Annotated in this window: 18 protein-coding genes; 11 read left to right on the forward strand and 7 right to left on the reverse strand. The window is 76.4% G+C overall.

The window, feature by feature from the left end; translation table 11 throughout:
• The first annotated feature begins 13 nt into the window (after window positions 1-13).
• From gatC to OZ948_09675, 6 genes are read left to right on the forward strand one after another with little or no spacing between them, the layout of a single operon-like run.
• Window positions 14-316 (forward strand): Asp-tRNA(Asn)/Glu-tRNA(Gln) amidotransferase subunit GatC, encoded by a 303-nt coding sequence (gene gatC, locus OZ948_09650; protein MEB2344995.1) that lies wholly within the window; start codon window positions 14-16, stop codon window positions 314-316.
• The gene (gene gatA, locus OZ948_09655; protein ID MEB2344996.1) at window positions 316-1,785 is read left to right on the forward strand and encodes an Asp-tRNA(Asn)/Glu-tRNA(Gln) amidotransferase subunit GatA; all 1,470 of its coding nucleotides are present in this window, start codon (window positions 316-318) and stop codon (window positions 1,783-1,785) included. The genes gatC and gatA overlap by 1 nt, the downstream gene beginning before the upstream one ends.
• A 19-nt stretch (window positions 1,786-1,804) precedes the next feature.
• The gene (gene gatB / locus OZ948_09660) at window positions 1,805-3,277 is read left to right on the forward strand and encodes an Asp-tRNA(Asn)/Glu-tRNA(Gln) amidotransferase subunit GatB (GenBank protein MEB2344997.1); all 1,473 of its coding nucleotides are present in this window, start codon (window positions 1,805-1,807) and stop codon (window positions 3,275-3,277) included.
• 1 nt (window position 3,278) lies between these two features.
• On the forward strand, window positions 3,279-5,459 hold the full coding sequence (locus tag OZ948_09665) for a DUF748 domain-containing protein (GenBank protein MEB2344998.1): 2,181 nt from the start codon (window positions 3,279-3,281) through the stop codon (window positions 5,457-5,459).
• On the forward strand, window positions 5,456-6,529 hold the full coding sequence (mtnA, locus tag OZ948_09670; protein MEB2344999.1) for an S-methyl-5-thioribose-1-phosphate isomerase: 1,074 nt from the start codon (window positions 5,456-5,458) through the stop codon (window positions 6,527-6,529). Before OZ948_09665 ends, mtnA begins: the two co-directional genes overlap by 4 nt.
• 9 nt (window positions 6,530-6,538) lie before the next feature.
• On the forward strand, window positions 6,539-7,474 hold the full coding sequence (locus OZ948_09675; GenBank protein MEB2345000.1) for a branched-chain amino acid transaminase: 936 nt from the start codon (window positions 6,539-6,541) through the stop codon (window positions 7,472-7,474).
• Window positions 7,475-7,585: 111 nt separating this feature from the next.
• Here the strand turns inward: OZ948_09675 and OZ948_09680 are convergent, their stop codons facing one another.
• From OZ948_09680 to OZ948_09695, 4 genes are all read right to left on the reverse strand, one after another.
• A complete protein-coding gene (locus OZ948_09680) occupies window positions 7,586-8,218 on the reverse strand; it encodes a hypothetical protein (protein ID MEB2345001.1) in 633 nt (210 codons plus the stop codon).
• A gap of 252 nt (window positions 8,219-8,470) precedes the next feature.
• Window positions 8,471-9,157 (reverse strand): hypothetical protein, encoded by a 687-nt coding sequence (locus OZ948_09685; GenBank protein MEB2345002.1) that lies wholly within the window; start codon window positions 9,155-9,157, stop codon window positions 8,471-8,473.
• Entirely contained in the window at window positions 9,154-9,969 is an 816-nt protein-coding gene (locus OZ948_09690) for a hypothetical protein (protein MEB2345003.1), read from the reverse strand. The genes OZ948_09685 and OZ948_09690 overlap by 4 nt, the downstream gene beginning before the upstream one ends.
• A 31-nt stretch (window positions 9,970-10,000) precedes the next feature.
• A complete protein-coding gene (locus OZ948_09695) occupies window positions 10,001-10,711 on the reverse strand; it encodes an ABC transporter ATP-binding protein (protein ID MEB2345004.1) in 711 nt (236 codons plus the stop codon).
• 109 nt (window positions 10,712-10,820) lie between these two features.
• On the opposite strand from OZ948_09695, the gene OZ948_09700 reads away from it, so the two are divergent.
• The 3 genes from OZ948_09700 (at window position 10,821) to OZ948_09710 (ending at window position 14,346) form a co-directional block, all read left to right on the forward strand.
• Complete coding sequence (locus tag OZ948_09700; GenBank protein MEB2345005.1) at window positions 10,821-11,642, forward strand: SDR family oxidoreductase; 822 nt, start codon at window positions 10,821-10,823, stop codon at window positions 11,640-11,642.
• Window positions 11,643-12,647, forward strand: coding sequence for an alanine racemase (locus OZ948_09705; GenBank protein MEB2345006.1), 1,005 nt, complete (start codon window positions 11,643-11,645; stop codon window positions 12,645-12,647).
• Window positions 12,648-12,711: 64 nt separating this feature from the next.
• Window positions 12,712-14,346 carry an alpha/beta fold hydrolase gene (locus tag OZ948_09710; protein ID MEB2345007.1) on the forward strand — a complete coding sequence of 545 codons (1,635 nt, stop codon included), beginning with the start codon at window positions 12,712-12,714 and terminating at the stop codon, window positions 14,344-14,346.
• Here the strand turns inward: OZ948_09710 and OZ948_09715 are convergent.
• Entirely contained in the window at window positions 14,336-15,634 is a 1,299-nt protein-coding gene (locus OZ948_09715) for an MgtC/SapB family protein (GenBank protein ID MEB2345008.1), read from the reverse strand. The genes OZ948_09710 and OZ948_09715 overlap by 11 nt on opposite strands.
• Before the next feature lie 24 nt (window positions 15,635-15,658).
• Between OZ948_09715 and OZ948_09720 the strand changes: the two genes are divergently transcribed.
• The gene (locus OZ948_09720) at window positions 15,659-16,864 is read left to right on the forward strand and encodes a metallophosphoesterase (protein ID MEB2345009.1); all 1,206 of its coding nucleotides are present in this window, start codon (window positions 15,659-15,661) and stop codon (window positions 16,862-16,864) included.
• On the opposite strand, the gene thiD is transcribed toward OZ948_09720, so the two are convergent.
• Window positions 16,840-17,637 (reverse strand): bifunctional hydroxymethylpyrimidine kinase/phosphomethylpyrimidine kinase, encoded by a 798-nt coding sequence (gene thiD, locus OZ948_09725; GenBank protein MEB2345010.1) that lies wholly within the window; start codon window positions 17,635-17,637, stop codon window positions 16,840-16,842. The two genes, OZ948_09720 and thiD, sit on opposite strands and share 25 nt — an antisense overlap.
• A 145-nt stretch (window positions 17,638-17,782) precedes the next feature.
• Here thiD and OZ948_09730 point away from each other — a divergent pair, with 145 nt between their 5' ends.
• Window positions 17,783-18,097, forward strand: a complete 315-nt coding sequence (locus OZ948_09730; GenBank protein ID MEB2345011.1) for a cupin domain-containing protein — start codon at window positions 17,783-17,785, stop codon at window positions 18,095-18,097.
• A gap of 49 nt (window positions 18,098-18,146) precedes the next feature.
• Here the strand turns inward: OZ948_09730 and OZ948_09735 are convergent, their stop codons facing one another.
• Entirely contained in the window at window positions 18,147-19,670 is a 1,524-nt protein-coding gene (locus tag OZ948_09735; GenBank protein ID MEB2345012.1) for a M48 family metalloprotease, read from the reverse strand.
• Window positions 19,671-19,688 lie beyond the last annotated feature (18 nt).

Raw genomic sequence — 19,688 nt, forward strand, 5'->3', positions numbered from 1 at the left:
TACCTTGGCGCCCATGGCGCGCATCGAACGGGCCGACGTGGAGCGCATCGCGGAGCTCGCGCGCCTCGAGCTCGGGCCCGGTGAGGCGGAGCGCATGACGGCGGAGCTCGGGGCGATCCTCGGCTACGTCGCCCAGCTCGACGCGCTCGACACCGGGGCGGTCGAGCCCACCGACCACGCGCTCGCGCTGCGGACCCCGCTGCGGCCGGACCGGGCCGAGGCGCCGCTCCCGCCCGAGCGCGCCCTCGCCAACGCCCCCGCCCGCGAAGGCTTCGCCTTCGTGGTGCCCAAGGTGCTGGAGGAGGACGAGGGCTAGTGCGCTTCGCCACCGCGTCGGACCTGGCGGCCGCGCTGGAGGGCGGGCGCGTCTCGGCCCTGGAGCTGGCGGACGCGGCGCTCGCCGCGGCCGGGCGCGCGCAGGGGCTCGGCGCCTTCGTGCACCTCTCGCCCGCGCGCGCGCGCGACGACGCCGCGGCGAGCGACGCGCGGCGCGCCCGGGGCGAGGCGCGCGGGCCGCTCGACGGCGTGCCGGTGGCGCTCAAGGACCTGCTCGTCGACGAGGGCGAGCCCTGCACCTGCGCGTCGCGCATCCTCGAGGGCTTCGTCGCGCCCTATCCGGGCACGGCGACGGCGCGCCTGCGGGCGACCGGCGCCGTCGTGATCGGCCGCACCAACATGGACGAGTTCGCGATGGGCTCGTCTACCGAGCACTCGGTCTACGGGGTGGCGCGCAACCCCTGGGATCCCGGACGCACGCCGGGCGGCTCGTCGGGGGGCTCGGCGGCGGCGGTGGCGGCCGGTGTCGTGCCGATCGCGCTCGGCAGCGACACGGGCGGCTCGATCCGCCAGCCGGCGTCGCTGTGCGGCGTCACGGGACTCAAGCCCACCTACGGGCGCGTGTCGCGCTACGGGCTCGTGGCCTTCGCGTCCTCGCTCGACCAGATCGGGCCCTTCGCGCGCACGGCGGCCGACTGCGCGCTCGTGCTCGAGGCGATCGCCGGGCACGACCCGCTCGACTCGACCTCGCTCCCGGAGCCGCCGCCGCGGCTGCGCGCGGCCCTGAGCGGCGACGTCTCCGGGCTCGTGATCGGGCTTCCGCGCGAGTTCTTCGCGAAGGAAGGGCTCGCGCCGGGGGTCGCCGAGCGCGTGCGCGAGGCCGTCGCCGAGCTCGAGCGGGCGGGCGCCAAGACCCGCGAGGTCTCGCTGCCCCACGCGCCGCACGCGATCGCCACCTACTACCTGATCGCCACCGCCGAGGCGTCGAGCAACCTGGCGCGCTACGACGGCGTGCGCTTCGGGCGCCGCGCCGAGGCGGCGACGCTCGGCGAGATGTACCGGCGCACGCGCTCGGAGGGCTTCGGGCCCGAGGTGAAGCGGCGCATCCTGCTCGGCACCTACGTGCTCTCGGCCGGCTACTACGACGCCTACTACCGCAAGGCCATGAAGGTGCGCACGCTCCTGCGCCGCGACTTCGAGCAGGCCTTCGCCGGCTGCGACCTGCTCGCGGGCCCCACCACCCCCGAGCCGGCGTTCCGGATCGGCGAGAAGACCGGCGACCCGCTCGCGATGTACCTTTCCGACATCTACACGGTGTCGGCGAACCTGGCCGGCATCCCGGGCGTCTCGCTGCCCTGTGGCTTCGCGGACGGGCTCCCGGTCGGCCTCCAGCTCCTCGGGCGGCCGCTCGACGAGGCGACGCTGCTGCGCGCGGCGGACGCGTACCAGCGGCGCACGGACTGGCACGCGCGGACGCCGGATCCGGCGCTCTGGGAGCCCGGGCGATGAGCGGGCGGGACGCTCCGTCATGACGCGTCGGGTGCACGCCCGCTACGAGGTGGTGATCGGGCTCGAGGTGCACGTGCACCTCCGGACCGAGTCGAAGCTCTTCAGCCCGGCGCCGGTGCGCTACGGGGAGCCGCCGAACCATGCGGTCCACCCGATCGACCTCGGGCTGCCCGGCGTGCTGCCGGTGCTGAACGCGAAGGCGGTCGAGCTCGGGATCCGCGCGGGGCTCGCCACCCACTGCAAGGTGCACGCGCGCTCGGTCTTCGCGCGCAAGAACTACTTCTATCCCGACCTGCCGAAGGGCTACCAGATCTCGCAGTTCGAGGAGCCGCTCGCGACCGGCGGCTGGCTCGACGTCGATACCGGCGGCGAGCCGGTGCGGATCGGGCTCACCCGCATCCACATGGAGGAGGACGCCGGCAAGTCGATCCACGACGCCGCGGTGGCCGGCGCCGACGACACCCACGTCGACCTGAACCGCGCCGGCGTCCCGCTGCTCGAGATCGTCTCGGAGCCGGACCTGCGCTCACCCGCCGAGGCGGCTGCGTACCTGCGCGCGCTGCACCGGATCCTCCGCTACGCCGGCGTGTCGGACGCCGACCTGGAGAAGGGGCAGTTCCGCTGCGACGCAAACCTCTCGCTGCGCCCGCACGGCGAGACCCGGCTCGGCACCCGCACCGAGCTCAAGAACCTGAACAGCTTCCGCTTCGTCGAGGAGGCGCTGCACGCCGAGATCGCGCGCCAGGCCGCACTCCTCGACCGGGGCGGGCGCGTGCAGCAGTGCACGCTGCACTACGACGCCGAGCGCAAGGCGACGCGCGTGATGCGCCTCAAGGAGAACTCGGACGACTACCGCTACTTCCCCGACCCCGACCTGATCCCGCTCGTCGTCGACGAGGCTGCGATCGAGGCGGTGCGGCAGGCCCTGCCGGAGCTCCCGGAGGCGAAGCGCGCGCGCTTCGAGGAGCACTACGGGCTCTCCCCCTACGACGCGCGGCTGCTCGCCGAGAGCCGTGCGGTCGCCGACTGCTTCGAGGCCGTGGCGGCGGCGCTCGGCGGCGGTGCGAAGGCGGCGAAGAGCGCCGCCAACTGGATCCAGCGCGACGTGCTCCAGGCGCTCGGCGAGCGCGGGCTCGAGCTCGAGGCCACGCGCCTCGAGCCCGCGGCCCTGGGCCGCCTGATCGCCCTCGTCGAGGCCGGCCGCGTCACCGCGGCGAACGCGCGCCCGCTCGTCGCGGAGCTGCTCGAGCACGGCGGCGACCCCGAGGCGCTGGTGCGCGAGCGCGGGCTCGAGGCCGTCTCCGACGCCGGCGCGCTCGAGGCGACGGTCGAGGAGGTGATCGCCGCGCACCCGGCGGTGGCCGAGCAGGTGCGCGCGGGTGAGGACAAGGGGCTCCACTTCCTGATGGGCCAGATCATGCGGCGCACGGGCGGCAAGGCGAGCCCCGCCGCCGCGCGCGAGGTGCTGCTGCGCCGGCTCCGGGGCGGCTGAGATGCGGGCGCTCGCGCGCGTCGCCCTCGCTCTCGCCGTGCTGGCGGCCGCGGCCCTGGGAGGGCTCGGCTGGTGGCTCTCGGGCTACGTCGCGAGCGACGCGTTCGGGGCGCGCCTGCGCGAGGCGGTCCGCGGGGCGACCGGACAGGAGCCCGGCTGGGAGGCGCTCGAGGTGGGCGTCCTGCCCCCGCGCGTGCGGGTCGAGCAGGCGAAGCTCGGCGACGGCACGGCGCTCGCGGTCGAACGCGCGGAGCTGCGCGTCGCGCTGTTGCCGCTGCTCGCGGGCGCGGTCGTGATCGACCGCGTCGCGATCGAGGGCGGCGTGCTGCGCGCGGTGCGCACCGCGGACGGGCTGCGCTGGCCGTGGCAGGGCCCCGCGGCGCAGCCCGCTCCGGGCGCGGCGCCCGGCGAGCCCGGCGGCGCGGAGCCCCGTGCGCCCGGCGGCACGGCGCCCGCGGAGCCCGGCGGCGCGGCGCCGAGCGCACCCGAAGGGGAGGGCGGCTTCACCTTCGCCGTGCGCCGCCTCGACGTCGAGAACACCCGCCTCACCTTCGAGGACCGCACCGTGACGCCGCCGGTGACGCTCGTGCTCGCCGATCTCGAGGCGCGCGCCCGCACGAGCGAGGCGCGGGCGCTCGTGTTCTCGGGCTCGGCGCGGGTCGGCGAGGGCGGCCTGCGCGGCGAGGGCCGCGTGGACGCCAGCCGCACGCTCGCCGCCACGCTCACGCTCGAGCGCCTGCCGGCCGCTGCCTTCGCACCCTACCTCGGCGACGGCGCGACGCTCGGCGGCGCGCTCGACGGCACGCTCGCCCTGCGCGGTCCCGCCCGGACGCCCGATGCCGCCGACCTCGAGGTGCGGATCGGCGACGCCGCCTTCGCGATCGGCGACGCCGCGATCCGCGGGCCGGTGTCGCTCGCGGCGGAGCTGCGCGGCGCGCTCGACCGGCCCACCGGCACCTTCGCGCTCGACGCGACCGGCGCGGAGCTGCTCTACGGCGGCGGCATCGTGCGCAAGCCGCCGGGCGCGGCGGCGAGCGCCGAGGGCCGCCTCACGACCGCGCCCGACGGCCGCATCGAGATCGAGCAGGTGCGGGTGCGGCTGAAGGACATCGGCGGGCAGGGCTCGCTCGGCTTCGGCGGCGGGCGGCCGCTCGCCGCCCGGCTCGACGCGCCGCCCTTCCCGGTGGCCGACCTCGGCGAGCTGGTGCCGGGCCTCGCGCCGCTCGCGCCCGAGGGGCGGGCGGCCCCCGAGGCGCTCGAGCTCCGGACGCCGCCACTCGCGCTGGCTGGACGCATCGTGCTCGACGGCGTGCGCGTGTCGCCGGACGGGCGCGGGCCGATCGTGCTCCACGGCGCGCTCGTCGGTGCGGGAGACGGCTTGCGCAGCGAGGGGCTCGTGGCCGAAGCCGGTGGCCAGCCGGCCGCGCTCGCGCTCGCCGTCGCGGGGCTCGGCGGGACGCCCCGACACCAGACCCGGATCGTTCTCGAGCACGCCGACGCGCAGCCGCTGCTGGCCGCGCTCACCGGCGAGCCCGAGGCGATGACCGGGCCGCTCGGCGCCGCGGCCGAGCTCGCGGGGCCGCTCGCCGGCGGCGAGGCCTGGCTGGCCGGTCTGTCGGGCACCGCACGGGTCGCGGCCGGGCCCGGCCGCATCCCCGGCGTCGCGCCCTTCGAGCTCGTCGTCGAGCAGCTCCGCAAGACGATCGGCGGGCTCGGCGAGGGGCGGAGGGCGCGTCTCGAGCGCTTCTACGGCGATCGCTTCGAGTCGCTGGCGGGACGCTTCACCGTGTCGGACGGGGTGGCGCGCAGCGACGACCTCGTGCTGCGCTATCCGGGCTATGCCCTCGAGCTGACCGGGACGGTGCGGCTCGCCGACCGCGGGCTCGACGCGCGCGGGCGCCTCGTGCTCGAGGAGGAGGCCTACGCGGCGCTGGCGGGCGAGGAGCCCCGGCCCGGCGGGCGGGAGCGCGTGCTGCCGCTGGCAGCGGTGGGCGGCACCCTCGACGAGCCGCGCATCGCGATCGACGCGCAGGCCGCCCTGGCCCTGGCCGCGACCTTCGCGACCGCCGGCAAGCGCGACAAGCTCGAGCGCAAGCTCGACCGGGCGCTCGGGGAGGGCGCCGGCCGCAGCGTCCTCGACGCGCTCGACGGCCTGTTCGCGCCGCGCGAGCCGCGCCGATGAGCGCTCCGGGGTGGTTCACGCTGCGCTGGGACGGCGACGCCGTGCTGCTGCTCGACCAGCGCCGGCTGCCGCGGGAAGAGGTCGTGGTGCGTCTCGCGACGGTCGAGGAGGTGGCGCGAGCGATCGAGACGATGGTGGTGCGCGGGGCGCCCGCGATCGGCTGCACGGCGGCGCTCGGTGTGGCGCTGGCGGCCGTGCGCTCGACGGCGGGTGGCGCCGGGGCCCTGCGCGGCGAGGTCGAGGACGCGATCGCGCGCCTCGCGCGCACGCGGCCCACCGCGGTGAACCTGTTCTGGGCGCTGGGGCGCATGCGCGCCGTCCTCGCGGAGGGGGACCGCGCGGGTACGCTGCGCGAACGGCTCGTCGCCGAGGCGCAGCGGATCGTCGCGGAGGACGTGGCCGCGTGTCGGGCGATCGGCCGGGCGGGGCTCGCGGCGATCCCTCCGAGGGCGCGCGTGCTCACGCACTGCAACGCCGGCGCGCTCGCGACCGCGGGCTACGGCACCGCGCTCGGGGTGGTGCGCGCGGCGCACGAAGCGGGCCGGCTCGAGCGCGTGCTCGCCGACGAGACACGCCCCTTCCTGCAGGGGGCGCGCCTCACGGCCTGGGAGCTCGCGCGCGACGGCATCCCGGTGACCGTGATCGCCGACGTGATGGCGGGCCATCTGCTGCAGCAGGGCGAGGTGGACGTGGTGGTGGTGGGCGCCGACCGGATCGCGGCCAACGGCGACGTCGCGAACAAGATCGGCACCTATCCGCTGGCGGTGCTGGCGCGCGAGCACGGGGTCCCGTTCTACGTCGCGGCGCCGCTCTCGACGGTGGACCCCGTGACGCCGGACGGCGGCGCGATCCCGATCGAGGAGCGCGGGCGCGCCGAGCTGGCGCGGATCGGCGAGACGGAGCTCCTGCCCGAGGGCGTCCCGGTGCGCCACCCGGCCTTCGACGTGACGCCGCACCGGCTCCTGAGCGGCATCGTGACCGAGCGCGGGATCGCACGGGCGCCCTTCGCGGAGAGCCTGCGCGCGCTGCTCGACGCGGCCCGGGTGGAAGCGGCGAGCGAGGCGGGCTAAGCGTTCGCCATGAGCAGTTCGGGCACGACACAGGTCCGCGGCGAGAAGATCTGGATGGACGGCGCGCTGGTGCCGTGGGACGAGGCCACCGTGCACGTCCTCACGCACACGCTGCACTACGGGCTCGGCGTCTTCGAGGGGATCCGCTGCTACCGCACGGCGGACGGCCGCTCGGCGGTCTTCCGGCTCGGCGAGCACGTGCGGCGGCTGCTCGAGTCGGCGCACATCAACCTGATGGCGGTGCCGTTCACGAAGGAGCAGATCGAGCAGGGGATCCTGGAGACGCTCGCGGCCAACCGGCTGGCCGAGGGCTACATCCGGCCGCTGGTCTTCGTCGGGCACGGCGCCATGGGGCTCAACCCGGGCGACAACCCGGTGCGCGTCGCGATCGCCGTCTGGCCCTGGGGAAAGTACCTGGGCGACGAGGGCATGGAACGCGGCATCCGCGCCAAGATCTCGACCTTCGCGCGCCACCACGTCAACGCGAAGATGACCAAGGGCAAGACCTGCGGCGACTACGTGAACTCGATCCTCGCCAAGCGCGAGGCGCTGCTCGACGGCTACGACGAGGCGATCCTGCTCGACACCCAGGGCCTCGTCGCCGAGGCGAGCGGGGAGAACCTGTTCCTGGTGCGCGGCGGCGTCCTGCGCACGCCGCCGCTGCCGGCCGTGCTGGCCGGGATCACCCGCGAGGCCATCCTCGCCCTCGCGCGCGACCGCGGCATCCCGGTCGAGGAGAGCGGGATCACCCGCGACGAGCTCTACATCGCCGACGAGGTCTTCCTGACCGGCACGGCCGCCGAGGTGACCCCGATCCGCGAGATCGACCGCCGCCGGATCGGCGAAGGCCGCCGCGGCCCCGTGACCAAGGCGCTCCAGACCGCGTTCTTCGACCTCGTGGCCGGGAAGGATCGGAAGTACGAGGGGTGGCTGAGGTATTGCTAGGGGACAGACCCGGCGATCCGGCGATTCTCGGAGAGAATCGCCGGATCGCCGGGTCTGTCCCCGAAGAGGCGGTCGCGGCGGAGTTGCCGCGACCGCCCGGGTCGCCGGGCGCTAGGCCACCACTTCGCGGCGGCGACCCGCAACCGCCAGGCCGGTCAGACCTCCGGCCAGCAGCGCCAGGGGTAGCGGCTCCGGGACCACCGTGAAGCGCTGGTCCACGTGCGGAGCCACGGCCAGCAGGGTGCCCGTCAGGCTGATCACCTTCACGACCTCGATCCGCGTCACCGCCGCGAAGCCGGCGGCGTCGGAGGGATCCGAGCTGCCGCCGTCGACGCTCAGCGCGAGCAGGGTCGCGAGGGGACCCCCGCCCTCCGCGAGCAGCGACTCGCTGACCAGCGCCGCAGCGCCGGTCCCGACCGCCACGAGCGGCGAGAACAGCGCCGCGCCCTCGATCCCGGCCGCCGCCTCGACGACGTAGGAGACCAGCACGGTCGCCTCGCCGCCGAGCGTCACCGACAGCGGCCCGGTCAGCCGGAAGCCGTCAGCGAGCATCTGCACCGGGTAGTCGGCGAGGTCGGAGGACACGTCGCCGCTCACGAGCACGTCGAAGTCCGAGAACGAGAGTCCGCCGACGCTGAAGCCGCCTCCGGCATCCAGGTCGGCCAGGGTCAGCGCGCGCGCCGGCTGTACGGCCAGCGCGATCGCCGCAGCGATCGGAAACCACCAGGCACGGAACACTTGCATGCGAGCCTCCACGGTCCTGCACGATGCCTGCGCCAGACGACCCCTCGCTCGGCGCAGGGCTCGAGCGGTCCACCCGGCTCGTGTCGGCCTCGTGCCGCCGGCGCCGCGTGACCGCGCACACGGCAGCTCGTATGCGTGCGTGTCGACCGTCACCTCCGTCGCCGCTGGTTGCGCAGATCGCGCAAGGCGAGGAGCGCAGGTTGCGCAATCCGCATCCCCACGCCTGCGCGTACCCGCGCTGGCGCGGGCGGGTCAGCCGGCGGCGAGGAGACGGGCGACGAGCTGCCGGTCGTGCGCCGGCAGGCGGCCCGCGGCGTCGAGGGTCGCGCGAGCGAGAGCGCAGGCCTCGCGCTGCGAGAGGCCCGCGAGCGAGTGGCGCACGGCCTCGAAGCGCTCGGCGTCCGCGGGGCCGAGCCCGCCGAGCAGGGCGGCGCGCGCGCGCTCCGCGTCCTCGGGCGAGAGCTGCCGGACGGGATCCTCGCGCAGCGTCGCCAGCACCGCCGCGCGGCTCAAGGCGAGCCAGCGCCGCAAGGGATCCTCGTCGAGCGCCGCCAGCAGGTCCCCGGCCGCGCCCGGCGCGCCGCCCACCAGCACCGTCGCGCAGGTACGCTCGTCGCCGCCGTGCACGACGTCGCGTAGCAGCGCGAGCCGGTCGAGCAGGGTGGCGTCGGGAAGCCGTGCCAGCCCGTCGCGGGCCAGCTCGAAGAGCAGCGCCTGCTGCTCGGCCTCGCCCATGCCCTCCGCGCGCGCCTGGAAGGCGGGATCGTCGAAGACCGGCGCGAACACCTCCGCGACGATCGCGTCGCGCACCGCGCCGCCCTGTCGCGCCTCGAGCCGCCGGCCGAGCGCGCCGAGCCAGCCGGCGGCCCAGGCGACCGCGAGCCCTCCGAGCGCGAGCGCGGCCAGCGCTGCGGCCGTGCGGCGCGCCTCGCGGGTCACCGCCCGAGCTCGACGCGGCGGAAGGCCAGCAGCAGCAGCGCGACGGCGCCGCCCGCCCACAGCCCGAGCCGGCCGAGGGCTGCGGCCAGCGCGCCCCCCGCTTCGACGTGCGGGTTCCACGCCGCCGTTGCCGCGAAGACCGCCGTGCCGAGCGGGGGCCCGAAGCGGTCGAGCACCGCGAGCAGGCCGGGCAGCGAGACCTCGGGCTGCACGAGGGCGATCAGGAGCCCTGCCGCGTTGGCCGCGAACTGCAGCGGCACCGCCGCCGCCAGCGCGAGGAGCACCGCGCTCCGCCCGACGGCGAGCGAGGCCGCTGCCGCCAGCGCCCCCACCACGACCGCCCCGAGCGCGGTCGCCAGCGAGGCGATCGCGGCGGGCTCGAGGCCGACACCGTGTCGCGTCGAGAGCAGCGCGGCGGTTCCACCGAGCAGCACCGCGCCGGCGAGCAGCGTCACGGCGAGCGCCCCGGCGAGCCGCGCGCCGGCGAAGACGCTGCGCGAGACCGGCCTGGCGAGCCACAGCGCGGCGCTGCCTTCGGCGAGCGGCCGCGCCAGGTGGTCCGACGCCAGGACGCCTGCCACCACCAGCACCGCCAGCGCCTGCACCGAGAAGAGGATCGGCGCCAGGAAGCCGGCGAGCAGGGCCGGATCCACCGGCTGGCCGTCGAGGCTGAGGCTCGAGCCGAAGCCGGTGCAGGTGTTCGTCCAGCCGAGCGAGAGGACGAGCAGGATCGCGATCGCGAGCGCGAAGCGGCGCCGGAGCGCGTCGCGCGCCGCCTCCCCGGCGAGGACCACGAAGGCCCGCGCGCTCACCCGCGCACCGCCCGCGCGAAGGCCCGCGCGCTCACCCGCGTACCGCGCGCACGAAGGCGTCCTCGAGCGACTCCCCCGGCTGCACCAGCGCGCCGAGCGGGCCGCCCGCGGCGACGCGCCCCTCGTGCAGGATCACGACCTCGTCGCAGGTGCGCTCGACCTCGGAGAGCACGTGCGAGGAGACCAGCACCGTGGCGCCGCGCGCACGCGCGGCCTGGATCCAGTCGCGCGCGTCGCGGACGCCGAGCGGGTCGAGGCCGCTGGTCGGCTCGTCGAGGACGAGCACGGCCGGGTCGCCGAGCAGCGCGCTCGCGAAGCCGGCACGCTGCGCGAGCCCCTTCGAGAGCGACCCCAGGCGCTCGTCGAGCCGCTCGCGCACGCCGGTCGTGTCGGCAGCGGCCTCCAGCGCGCGCCCGGCCGCGGTGCCCGAGAGCCCGGCGAGCGCGGCGTGGACGCGGAGGAAGCGCCGCAGGGTCAGCGCGCCCGGCAGGGCCAGCCGCTCGGGCAGGTAGCCGACGCCGGCCCGCGACGCCGGGTCGTAGGGATCGCGCCCGCGCAGGCGCGCGGCGCCGCGGCTCGGGCGCGCGAAGCCGAGCAGCAGGCGCAGCGCCGTCGTCTTGCCGGCGCCGTTCGGGCCGAGCAGGCCGACCGCGGCGTGCTCGCGGACGACGAGATCCACCCCGGCCAGGGCCCGCCGGCGGGCGTAGTGCTTCGTGGCGGCGGCGAGCTCGAAGGCGAACACGGCGGCGGCAGCGTAGGCAGGTTCCCCCGCGCGCGCATCGCTTCGGCCCGCCCCGCCCGCCGAGCCTGGTACCTTCGGCCCGCGCACCCGTTCCGGACCCGGAGGCACCATGTCCGCAGCCCATCCCCTCGCCGGCAAGACCGCGGTCGTGACCGGCGCCTCGAGCGGCATCGGCCGCGCCATCGCCCGCCAGCTCGGCCTGGCCGGCGCCCACGTGACCCTCGGCGGGCGCACCCGCGCCGCGATGGAGGAGACCGCCCGCGAGCTCGAGAAGGCCGGCGGCGGGGCGCGGGTCGTCACCCTCGACGTGCGTGAGCCGGCGCAGGTGCGCGCGCTCGTCGAGGGCGCCGTCGAGGCGACCGGCCGGCTCGACGTCATGGTCAACAACGCCGGCGTGTCGTTTCCGGGCAAGATCGCGGAGGGCGAGCCCGAGGAGTGGCGCGCGATGCTCGAGACCAACGTGCTCGCGCTCCTGGTCGGCGCGCAGGCGGCGATCCGCGCGATGCGCCGGTGCGGCGCGCAGGGCCACATCGTGAACATCTCCTCGATCGCGGCGCAGCGCAACAACTCCGGCGTGTACGGCGCCACCAAGCACGCCGTGAACTGCATCCACCACACGCTGCGCGAGGAGCTGGAGGGCGACACGATCCGGGTCGTGAACGTGATGCCCGGCGCGATCGCCACCAACTTCGCGCGGAACTTCGACCCCGCCTTCGTGGCGGGCATCGTGAAGGCGACCGGCCTGGAGGTCGAGGTGAAGAAGGGCGAGCGGCTGCCCGACGAGGTGGTGGAGAAGCTCCAGCCCGCGCTACAGCAGCTCCTCGGCAGCCCCGACGACGTGGCAAAGGCGGTGCTCTACGCCGTCACCCAGCCGATCGAGGTGAACGTCGCCGAGATCGTCGTGCGCCCGCCGCGGCAGATCGCGCTCTGAATGAGGCTCGACGATCTGGTGACGCCGGCGCTGGTGGTCGACACCGCCGCCCTCGAGCACAACCTCGCGCTCATGGCCCGCGCGCTCCCCGGCCCGCGCCTGCGGCCCCACGTGAAGGCCACGAAGGCGACGGCCCTGGCGCGCCGCCAGGCCGCGCTCGGCCACCGCGGCTTCTGCTGCGCGACCGTGCGCGAGATGGAGGGCCTGGCGGCGGCGGGCCTCGGCGAGGACCTGCTCCTTGCCAACGAGACCCTCGACGCGCGCCGGCTCGGGCGCCTCGACGCGCGCGTGACCGTCGCGGTGGACTCGCCGGAGACGATCGAGGCCGCCGTGGCGGGCGGCGTGCGCGAGGTGCTGATCGACGTGAACGTGGGGCTCCCGCGCTGCGGCTGCGCCCCCGAGCAGGCGGGCCCCCTCGCCGACCGCGCGCGGCGGCGCGGCCTCTCCGTGCGCGGCGTCATGGGCTACGAGGGCCACGCGGTCGGGCTCGCCGGCCGCGCCGAGCGCAAGGCCGCCGTCGATGCCGCGATGGCGAAGCTGGCGGCGGCCCACGCCGAGGTCGGCGGGGAGGTCGTGTCGGCCGGCGGGACCGGCTCCTTCGACCTGAACGAGCTCGCGACCGAGATCCAGGCCGGCTCCTACTCCTTGATGGACACGGCCTACGCGAAGCTCGGGCTGCCCTTCCGGCCCGCGCTCGCGGTCTGGAGCACGGTGGTGTCGGTGGGCCCCGCCTGGGCGGTGTGCGACGCGGGGCTCAAGTCCCTCGGCATGGACCACGGCAATCCCGCGATCGAGGGCGCCCGGGTCTGGTTCTGCTCGGACGAGCACGTGACCTTCGCCGCCGACCCGGAGGCGCCCGGCGGCGCGCGGCAGGTGAAGGTCGGCGACCGCCTGCGCGTGTGGCCGGCGCACGTGGACCCGACCGTCGCCTACCACGAGCGCCTCCACCTCGTCGAGGGCGACCGGGTCGTCGAGAGCTGGGCCGTCGACCTGCGGGGCTGGTGAGCGTGGTTTGCGCCCGGGCGGATCACCGCCGACAATGCCGCGCCACGCGAGGGGGAGGCGGACCATGACCGGGAGCGCGAGCAGGGGGAGGAATCGGGCCCTCGCGGCCGGACTGGCGGCGCTGCTCGCCACCGGTGCGGCCGGTGCGGCCGCTGCGGGCGGGCCGCACGCGTCCTGGAACGGGAGCGGCGTCGGGCGCGAGCCCGCCCGCGAGCACGAGAGCGGGCTCGCGCATCGCCAGCGGCCCGTGCTCGAGTCCCCCGTCTTCGTCGAGCGCGAATGCTGGTGGCCGCGCCCCGAGACGATCCCGGCCGACACCACCATCACCTGCGGCACCGTCGCGGTGCCGGACGATCGCGAGCGCCAGCGCCCGCCGCCGTGGCACCCCTGGCGGGGCAGGTCGTGGATCCAGCTCGCCGTCGCCCGCATCCACCGCGCGGGCGCCGACCCGGCCGCGCCGCCGATCCTCGTGCTGCACGGCGGGCCCGGCGGCAGCGCCCTGACGGCGGCGCCGGCCGGCCTGGCGAGGCTGCCCGCGCTTGCCGGCCGCGACCTCATCACCTTCGACCAGCGCGGGGCCGGCCGTTCGCTCCCGAGCCTGGAGTGCCCCGAGAAGGAGGAGGCGATCCTGGCCGCGCTCGGCGCCGCCGCCTCGTGGAGGACGGAGCTCGCCGACAACCGCAGGGCCGTGAAGGCCTGCCGCGACCGGCTCGTCCGCTCCGGCGTCGATCTCGACGACTACGACACGCCGGCCTCGGTCGCCGACATGGAGTCGATCCGGCGCGCGTTCGGCGTCGACACCTGGAACGTGTACGGTGGCTCGTACGGGACGCGTCTCGCCCTCGACTATGCGCGCAAGCACCCGCGCCGGGTCCGCTCCCTGCTCCTCGATTCGGTGTATCCGCCCGACGTCGGGGGCGTGCACCGCACGCTGTCGCTGCCGGACCGCGCCGTGGACGTCCTGGCGGCGGCATGCGCGGCCGACCCCGCCTGCAACGCCTCCTTCCCCGCGCTCGGCGCGACGATCGACGCCGCCGCGGCGTCGTTCGACGCGGATCCCGAGACGATCGACGCCACCTACACGGTGGGCGGCGAGACCTTCACGCGCTCGTTCACGCTGACCGGTGCGGACGTGCGCGGGGGCCTGTTCTCGGCCCTCTACCAGACGTCGCTGATCCCGCTCCTGCCCTCCGTGGCCGACAGCCTCGCTGCGGGCGAGCGCGGCATCATCCCGCTCTTCATCAGCCTGGGCGTCCCGCAGCTGCTCCAGCTCTCCGAGGGCGCCTACCTGTCGGTGGACTGCGCCGACGGGCAGCGCCTCCACCCCCCGCGGCGGGTTCGCGGGGCGCTGCGCGGCGCCGGCCGGGACGGGCTGGTCCTGCTCGGCTTCTCGCAGCCCTTCTGCGACGTGTGGGACGTGGAGTCGGTGCCGCGGAGCTTCCAGGACCCGGTGACGGTGGACGTCCCGACGCTGGTCTTCGCCGGCACGCTCGACCCGATCACGCCCCACGAGGACTCGCAGGCCCAGGCCGCACGCATGCCGAACGCGCGCTTCGTCTCGGCGCCGCGCGCGGGCCACGGCGCCGCCGGCTTCGACGCCTGCACCTACGGGGCGATGCAGAGCTTCTGGGAGGATCCGGCGGCGCCACTGCCGGCCTGCCTCGAGCTGCTCGAGCCGCTGCCCTTCGTCACGTACTGAGGGTCGCGAGCGCCCATGCGGCGGCGGCGGTCACGAGCAGCGCGGCCGTCACCGTCACGACGTGGCGGCGCAGCGCGCGGGACCCGATCCCGGCGGCCAGGGCGCACTTCACCAGGGTGTTGCTGGCCGCTGCGATCGCGATCGCCGCGATCGCCGGCCCGGCCGCCACGGCTTCGTTCGGCTGTGCCACCGAGAGCGTGATCGCGTCGACGTCGGTGAGCCCCGCGAGCGCTGCCACCGCGTAGAGGCCGCGTGCCGGGAAGCGGCCTTCGGCGAACGCGACCGCGAGCAGCACCCCCGCGTAGAGCAGCGCGAAGCGGATCGCCGGCACGAGGCGGAAGGGATTCGCGAGGGGGAGCGCATCGCCGCCGGCGCCGTGCGCACGGCTGCGCCCGTGATGCCAGGCGGCGGCAAGGCCGGTGACCGCGATCATCGCGCCGAGCGGCCCGGCGATCCCCGGCAGGAGCGGCGCGTTCACCGCTGCCACGAGGACCCCGATGCGGGCGAACATCGTCGCCCAGGCGAGCAGGATCCCCGCGGTCAGGGCGTGGTCGAGGCGTGCGTCGCCGCGCCCCTCGGCGCTGCGGCGCGCGAGCGAGAGGGTCACCGCGGTCGACGACACGAGGCCCCCCGCCAGCCCCGTCAGCGGGATCCCGCGTCCCGCGCCGAGCGCGCGCGTCGCCACGTAGCCGACCAGCGACAGCGCCGAGATCAGGATCACGAGCCACCACATCTTCCACGGGTTGAGCACGCCCCACGGGTCGACCGGCCGGTTCGGGAGCACCGGCAGCACGATGAAGGCCGCGATCAGGAGCTCGAGCCCGGCGTAGAGATCGTCGCGGTCGATGCGCTCGACGAGCCCGTGCAGCGGTCGCTTGAAGGCGAGCACCGCCGAGGTGGCGATGGCGAGCGCGACCGCCATTCCGGCGTGTCCGACCAGGACCGTCGCGCCGAGCAGGAAGGTCACGAGCGCGGCGGTCTCGGTGGTGAGGCCGAGCTGGCCCTCCTCGCGCGAGGTCGCGGTGTAGCCGGCCAGGACCACTGCCGTCACCATGGCGCCCACGCCGACGAAGAGCCACGGCGTCCCGAGCTCGAGCGAGAGCCAGGCCGCCAGGGCGCCCGCCTCGGCGAACAGGATGAAGGTGCGCAGCCCGCCGATCCCGCGCTGCTTGCGCACGCCGCTCTCGAGCTCCTCCGCGATCCGCTTCTCGCGCTCGAGCCCGATCAGTGCGCCGAGCAGGAGCGCGATCGCGAAGCCGACGAGCGCCGGAGGGTCGTCGAGGTCCATCGCGCCGATGCTAGCCTGCGCGCGATGGCCTCCGGCCCCGCCGCCCGCCCCGCTGCCCGCTCGCGCCGCGTCACGGCGGGCCTCGCCTTCCTGGCGGTGTTCCTGACGCTCGCGCTGGCGATCCACGCCTATCTGGCGCAGCGGCTGGTCCTGGCCCCCGCCTGGCCCGGTGCCTGGCAGGCCGCGGGGCTCGGCCTCCTCGGCGCCGGCTTCACGGCGCTGCTCGTGCAGGTCTTCGTCCGCCGGCGCACGAGCCGCGCGCTCGGCGTGCTCGCCTGGAGCGCCTACACCTGGCTCGGTCTCGTGTTCCTGCTGCTCGTCGCCACGCTCGCGAGCGACGCGGCGCTGGCCCTGCTCGGCGCCGCCGAGCCGGCCGGCGCGACCGGCGGCGTCGCCCCGGCCCGGGTGCGCGCGCTGGTGGCGGCGGTGGTCGGGCTCTCGCTGGCCGCTGCCGCGCTGCGCGGGGGCATGGCCCCGCCGTCGCTCGTGCGCGTCGAGATCCCGCTCGCCCGCTGGCCCCGCGCGCTCGACGGCTTCCGCATCGTGCAGCTCTCCGACCTGCACCTGGGCCCGCTCCTCGACCGGCGCTTCGCGGCCTCGCTCGTCGAGCGCGTCACCGCGCTCGCGCCCGACCTCGTCGTGGTGACCGGCGACCTGGTCGACGGCGGTGTCGGGCGGGTCGGGGACGAGGTGGCGCCGCTCGGCGCGCTGCGTGCGCGCCACGGCGTCTGGTTCGTGACCGGCAACCACGACTACTACTCGGGCGCCGACGACTGGGTGGCGCGCGTGAGCGCGCTCGGCTGGCGCGCGCTGCGCAACGAGCGGGTCGCGATCGGGGCGGACGGTGCGGGCTTCGACCTGGCGGGCGTCGACGACCACCACGGCGCGCTCGTCGGGCCCGGCGGCGGCGAGGACCTCGAGCGCGCGCTCGCCGGGCGCGACCCGGAGCGCCCCGTCGTCCTGCTCGCGCACGATCCGGCGACCTTCCGGCGCGCCGCGCGCCGCGAGGTCGACCTCCAGCTCTCGGGCCACACCCACGGCGGCCAGATCTGGCCCTTCCGCTGGGCGGTGCGGCTCACCGTGCCGTGGGTCGAGGGCCTGCACCGGGTCGGGCGCAGCACGCTCTACGTGAGCCGCGGCACCGGCTTCTGGGGCCCGCCGATGCGGCTGCGCGCGCCGGCCGAGATCAGCGAGCTGGTGCTGCGCTACCCGGGCGGCTCCGCCCAGTAGTCGAGCGGCCCCTGGCCCGCGCCGAGCCCCGGGGCACCGGCGATCGCGCGCTGGAGCCAGGCGCGCGCCCGGCGCACCGCGCGCTCGAGGCCGTCGCCGTGGGCGAGCCGCGCCGTGATCGCCGCCGAGAGGGCGCAGCCCGTCCCGTGGGTGTGTCGGGTCGGGAGGCGGGGCGCACGCAGCCAGGTGCAGCTCCCGTCCGCGAACAGGAGGTCGGCCACCTCCGGGCCTTCTCCGTGGCCGCCCTTCACGAGCACCGCCGCGGGGCCGAGCGCGGCCAGCGCGCGCGCCGCCGCCTCGACGTCGGCCTCGCGCTCGAGCGCCCCGCCGCCGAGCAGCGCGGCGGCCTCGGGGAGGTTCGGCGTGAGCAGCGTCGCGTGGGGGAGCAGGAGCCGGCGCAGGGCGTCGACGTCGCCGGTCGCGAGCAGGGGATCGCCGTGCTTCGAGAGCATGACGGGGTCCACCACCAGCGGGCGCAGCCCGTGCCGGGCGAGCGCGGTGGCCACCGCCGCGACGACCGGGGCCGCGCCGAGCGCCCCGGTCTTCACCGCGGCCGGGCGCAGGTCCGCCGCCAGCGCGTCGATCTGGGCCGACACGGTCGCCGGCGCGAGCACGTCCACCCGCTCGACGCCGAGGGTGTTCTGCGCGGTCACCAGGGTCAGCGCGCTGGTCCCGTACACGCCGAGGCGATGGAAGGTCTTGAGATCGGCCTGGATCCCGGCGCCGCCGCCCGGGTCCGAGCCGGCGATGGTGAGCGCGATCGGCGGCGGCATCGACGTGACGGGATCCTTGCGGGGCGGGGGAGGGGGATGTCGGCTGGGGCGCTGCGGCGGGTGGGGTCGCCCGGTACGCTACCCGCATCCCCCCGCCTGCGCCGCCCGCCCGGGCGGCGCGGAGCGGCCACGATCGGAGGACGACGTGGAGCTCCGACACATTCCGTGGACCGACCTCGGGGCGCCCGGCGAGCTGTCACTGCGCCGCGGACTCGAGGCCGACGGCTTCGAGGTGACGGTCTGGCGCGATCCCGCCGACCGCAGCTACGACGCGCACACCCACGCCGACGACGAGCGCCTCCAGGTCGTACGCGGGCGCATCGTCTTCCAGGTCGCGGGACGGGTCTTCCCGCTCGGACCGGGCGACGCCCTCGAGCTCCCGCGCGGCACCCTCCACAGCGCCCAGGCCGGCCCCGACGGCGCCGTCTACCTGATCGCGCGCCGGCTCGACGAGGCCTGACGCACGCGGCCCCGCCGCTCGCGCGTGTTCCGGACGCCCCGCCGCGGGCCTACTGCGAAGTCCCGGCGGCGCGCCCGCGGTACGGCTCCGAGATCACGATCTTCACGAGCCGCCCGCCCGCGAGCTTCGTGCCGGGCACGAGCCCGTTGAGCACCGCGGTGCGCGCCGGGTCCCAGGCGTTCCCGGTCCGCCGCGAGAGCTCGGCCAGGTCCTCGCCGGGTAGCGCGGGCACGATCCGCAGCCGCTGCACCTGGATCGCAGCGCGCTCCTCGGGCGTGATCGCGCGGAAGCTGCGCGCCATTGCGCGGGCGCGGCCGAAGTAGCTGCTCGCGAAGGGCGCGGGCGCCGCCGCGGAGAGCCGGTAGACCGAGCCCCCGTGCGCGATCCAGGTGAGCTGCCCCGCCATCGCGCCGTTCGGCGTCCAGACCTGGCCGCGCACCTCGTAGGCCGGGCGCCCGTCGATCTCGAGCGACTGGGCGGCGACGATCTGCGCGCCGAGCTGGCGCGCCTCGACGGCCAGGAAGCGCCCCGCCGCCACCTTCGGGTCGTCGCCGGGGCCGGCGCCCTCGAGCGCGAAGCGCGCGTTCCGCTGCGGCGAGAAGGCCGCCACCATCCGGGCCGTGTTCACGAGCTTCCAGCCCTCGGGAAAGCTCAGCGCGAAGCCCAGGTCCGGGTGCACGAAGCGGCTGCCGAGGAAGACGCCCTCGGCCGGGTTGGCGTCCACGACGAGCCCTTCGAGCCGGCGCAGGTGCGCGGCCGGATCGTGCGCGCGCGGCGGTGTGAGCGCGTCGAGCTCGGCGCCGAGCGAGAAGGTGGCCGCCATGCGCTCGGTGTTGGCGGGATGGTGCTGGAGGAAGCTCGGCAGCCGCGAGGCGCCGAGCTGGAGCCGCTCCTCCTGCTCGAGCCCGCGCAGGAGGCTCGCCATCGCGGCCGGGTCGTAGCCGGCGGCCGCCGCGAGGCGCTGGCCGCCGTCGTCGGCCTCGCGTTCCTGGTCGCGCGCGTAGGCCGCCACCTGCGCCGCGCCCCACCAGCCGAAGGCGAAGGGCGTCGCCGCCACCACGAGCTGCTGGGCGGCTGCGTGCCGGTTCGCCACGTGCACGATCTCGTGGGCGAGCACGTTGGCGAGCTCGTCCTCGGAGCTGGTGAGGGCGAGCAGGCCGCGCGAGAGGAAGATCGCGCCGCCCGGCAGCGCGAAGGCGTTCGGCGTCCAGGCGTCGACCACCTGGAAGCGGTAGTCGAAGGCGCCCTGGCGGGCGTGGCTCGCCACGCGCTCGCCCACCTCGCGCACGTAGGCCTGGAGCGCCTCGTCCTGGAGCAGGCCGAGCTCGGCGATCGCGGACTGCTCGGCCTCCTCGCCGGCGCGCCGGTCGTCCCATTCGGTGGAGAGCACCGTGCGCCGCCGGGGCTCGCCGGCGACGGGCGGCTCCGGAGCGGGGCGCGAGAAGAGGCCGCAGCCCGCCGCCAGGAGCAGCACCGGCGCCAGCCCGGCGAGGCGGGGCGCGAGGCGAGGCGCGAGGCGGGGCGGCGGAACGGGGCGCGGCGGGTCGGTCGGCGGCAGATCGGCCTTGCGCACGCGCTCTCCGCAGGTGAG

The organism is Deltaproteobacteria bacterium, assembly GCA_035063765.1.
Lineage (GTDB): Bacteria > Myxococcota_A > UBA9160 > UBA9160 > PR03 > CAADGG01.

Bases quoted from the DNA above. Each gene is read 5' to 3' on its own strand.
- gatC (MEB2344995.1), top strand. From the start codon at position 14: ATGGCGCGCATCGAACGGGCCGACGTGGAGCGCATCGCGGAGCTCGCG.
- gatB (MEB2344997.1), top strand. From the start codon at position 1,805: ATGACGCGTCGGGTGCACGCCCGCTACGAGGTGGTGATCGGGCTCGAG.
- OZ948_09665 (MEB2344998.1), top strand. From the start codon at position 3,279: ATGCGGGCGCTCGCGCGCGTCGCCCTCGCTCTCGCCGTGCTGGCGGCC.
- mtnA (MEB2344999.1), top strand. From the start codon at position 5,456: ATGAGCGCTCCGGGGTGGTTCACGCTGCGCTGGGACGGCGACGCCGTG.
- OZ948_09675 (MEB2345000.1), top strand. From the start codon at position 6,539: ATGAGCAGTTCGGGCACGACACAGGTCCGCGGCGAGAAGATCTGGATG.
- OZ948_09680 (MEB2345001.1), bottom strand. From the start codon at position 8,218: ATGCAAGTGTTCCGTGCCTGGTGGTTTCCGATCGCTGCGGCGATCGCG.
- OZ948_09700 (MEB2345005.1), top strand. From the start codon at position 10,821: ATGTCCGCAGCCCATCCCCTCGCCGGCAAGACCGCGGTCGTGACCGGC.
- OZ948_09705 (MEB2345006.1), top strand. From the start codon at position 11,643: ATGAGGCTCGACGATCTGGTGACGCCGGCGCTGGTGGTCGACACCGCC.
- OZ948_09710 (MEB2345007.1), top strand. From the start codon at position 12,712: ATGACCGGGAGCGCGAGCAGGGGGAGGAATCGGGCCCTCGCGGCCGGA.
- OZ948_09715 (MEB2345008.1), bottom strand. From the start codon at position 15,634: ATGGACCTCGACGACCCTCCGGCGCTCGTCGGCTTCGCGATCGCGCTC.
- OZ948_09720 (MEB2345009.1), top strand. From the start codon at position 15,659: ATGGCCTCCGGCCCCGCCGCCCGCCCCGCTGCCCGCTCGCGCCGCGTC.
- thiD (MEB2345010.1), bottom strand. From the start codon at position 17,637: ATGCCGCCGCCGATCGCGCTCACCATCGCCGGCTCGGACCCGGGCGGC.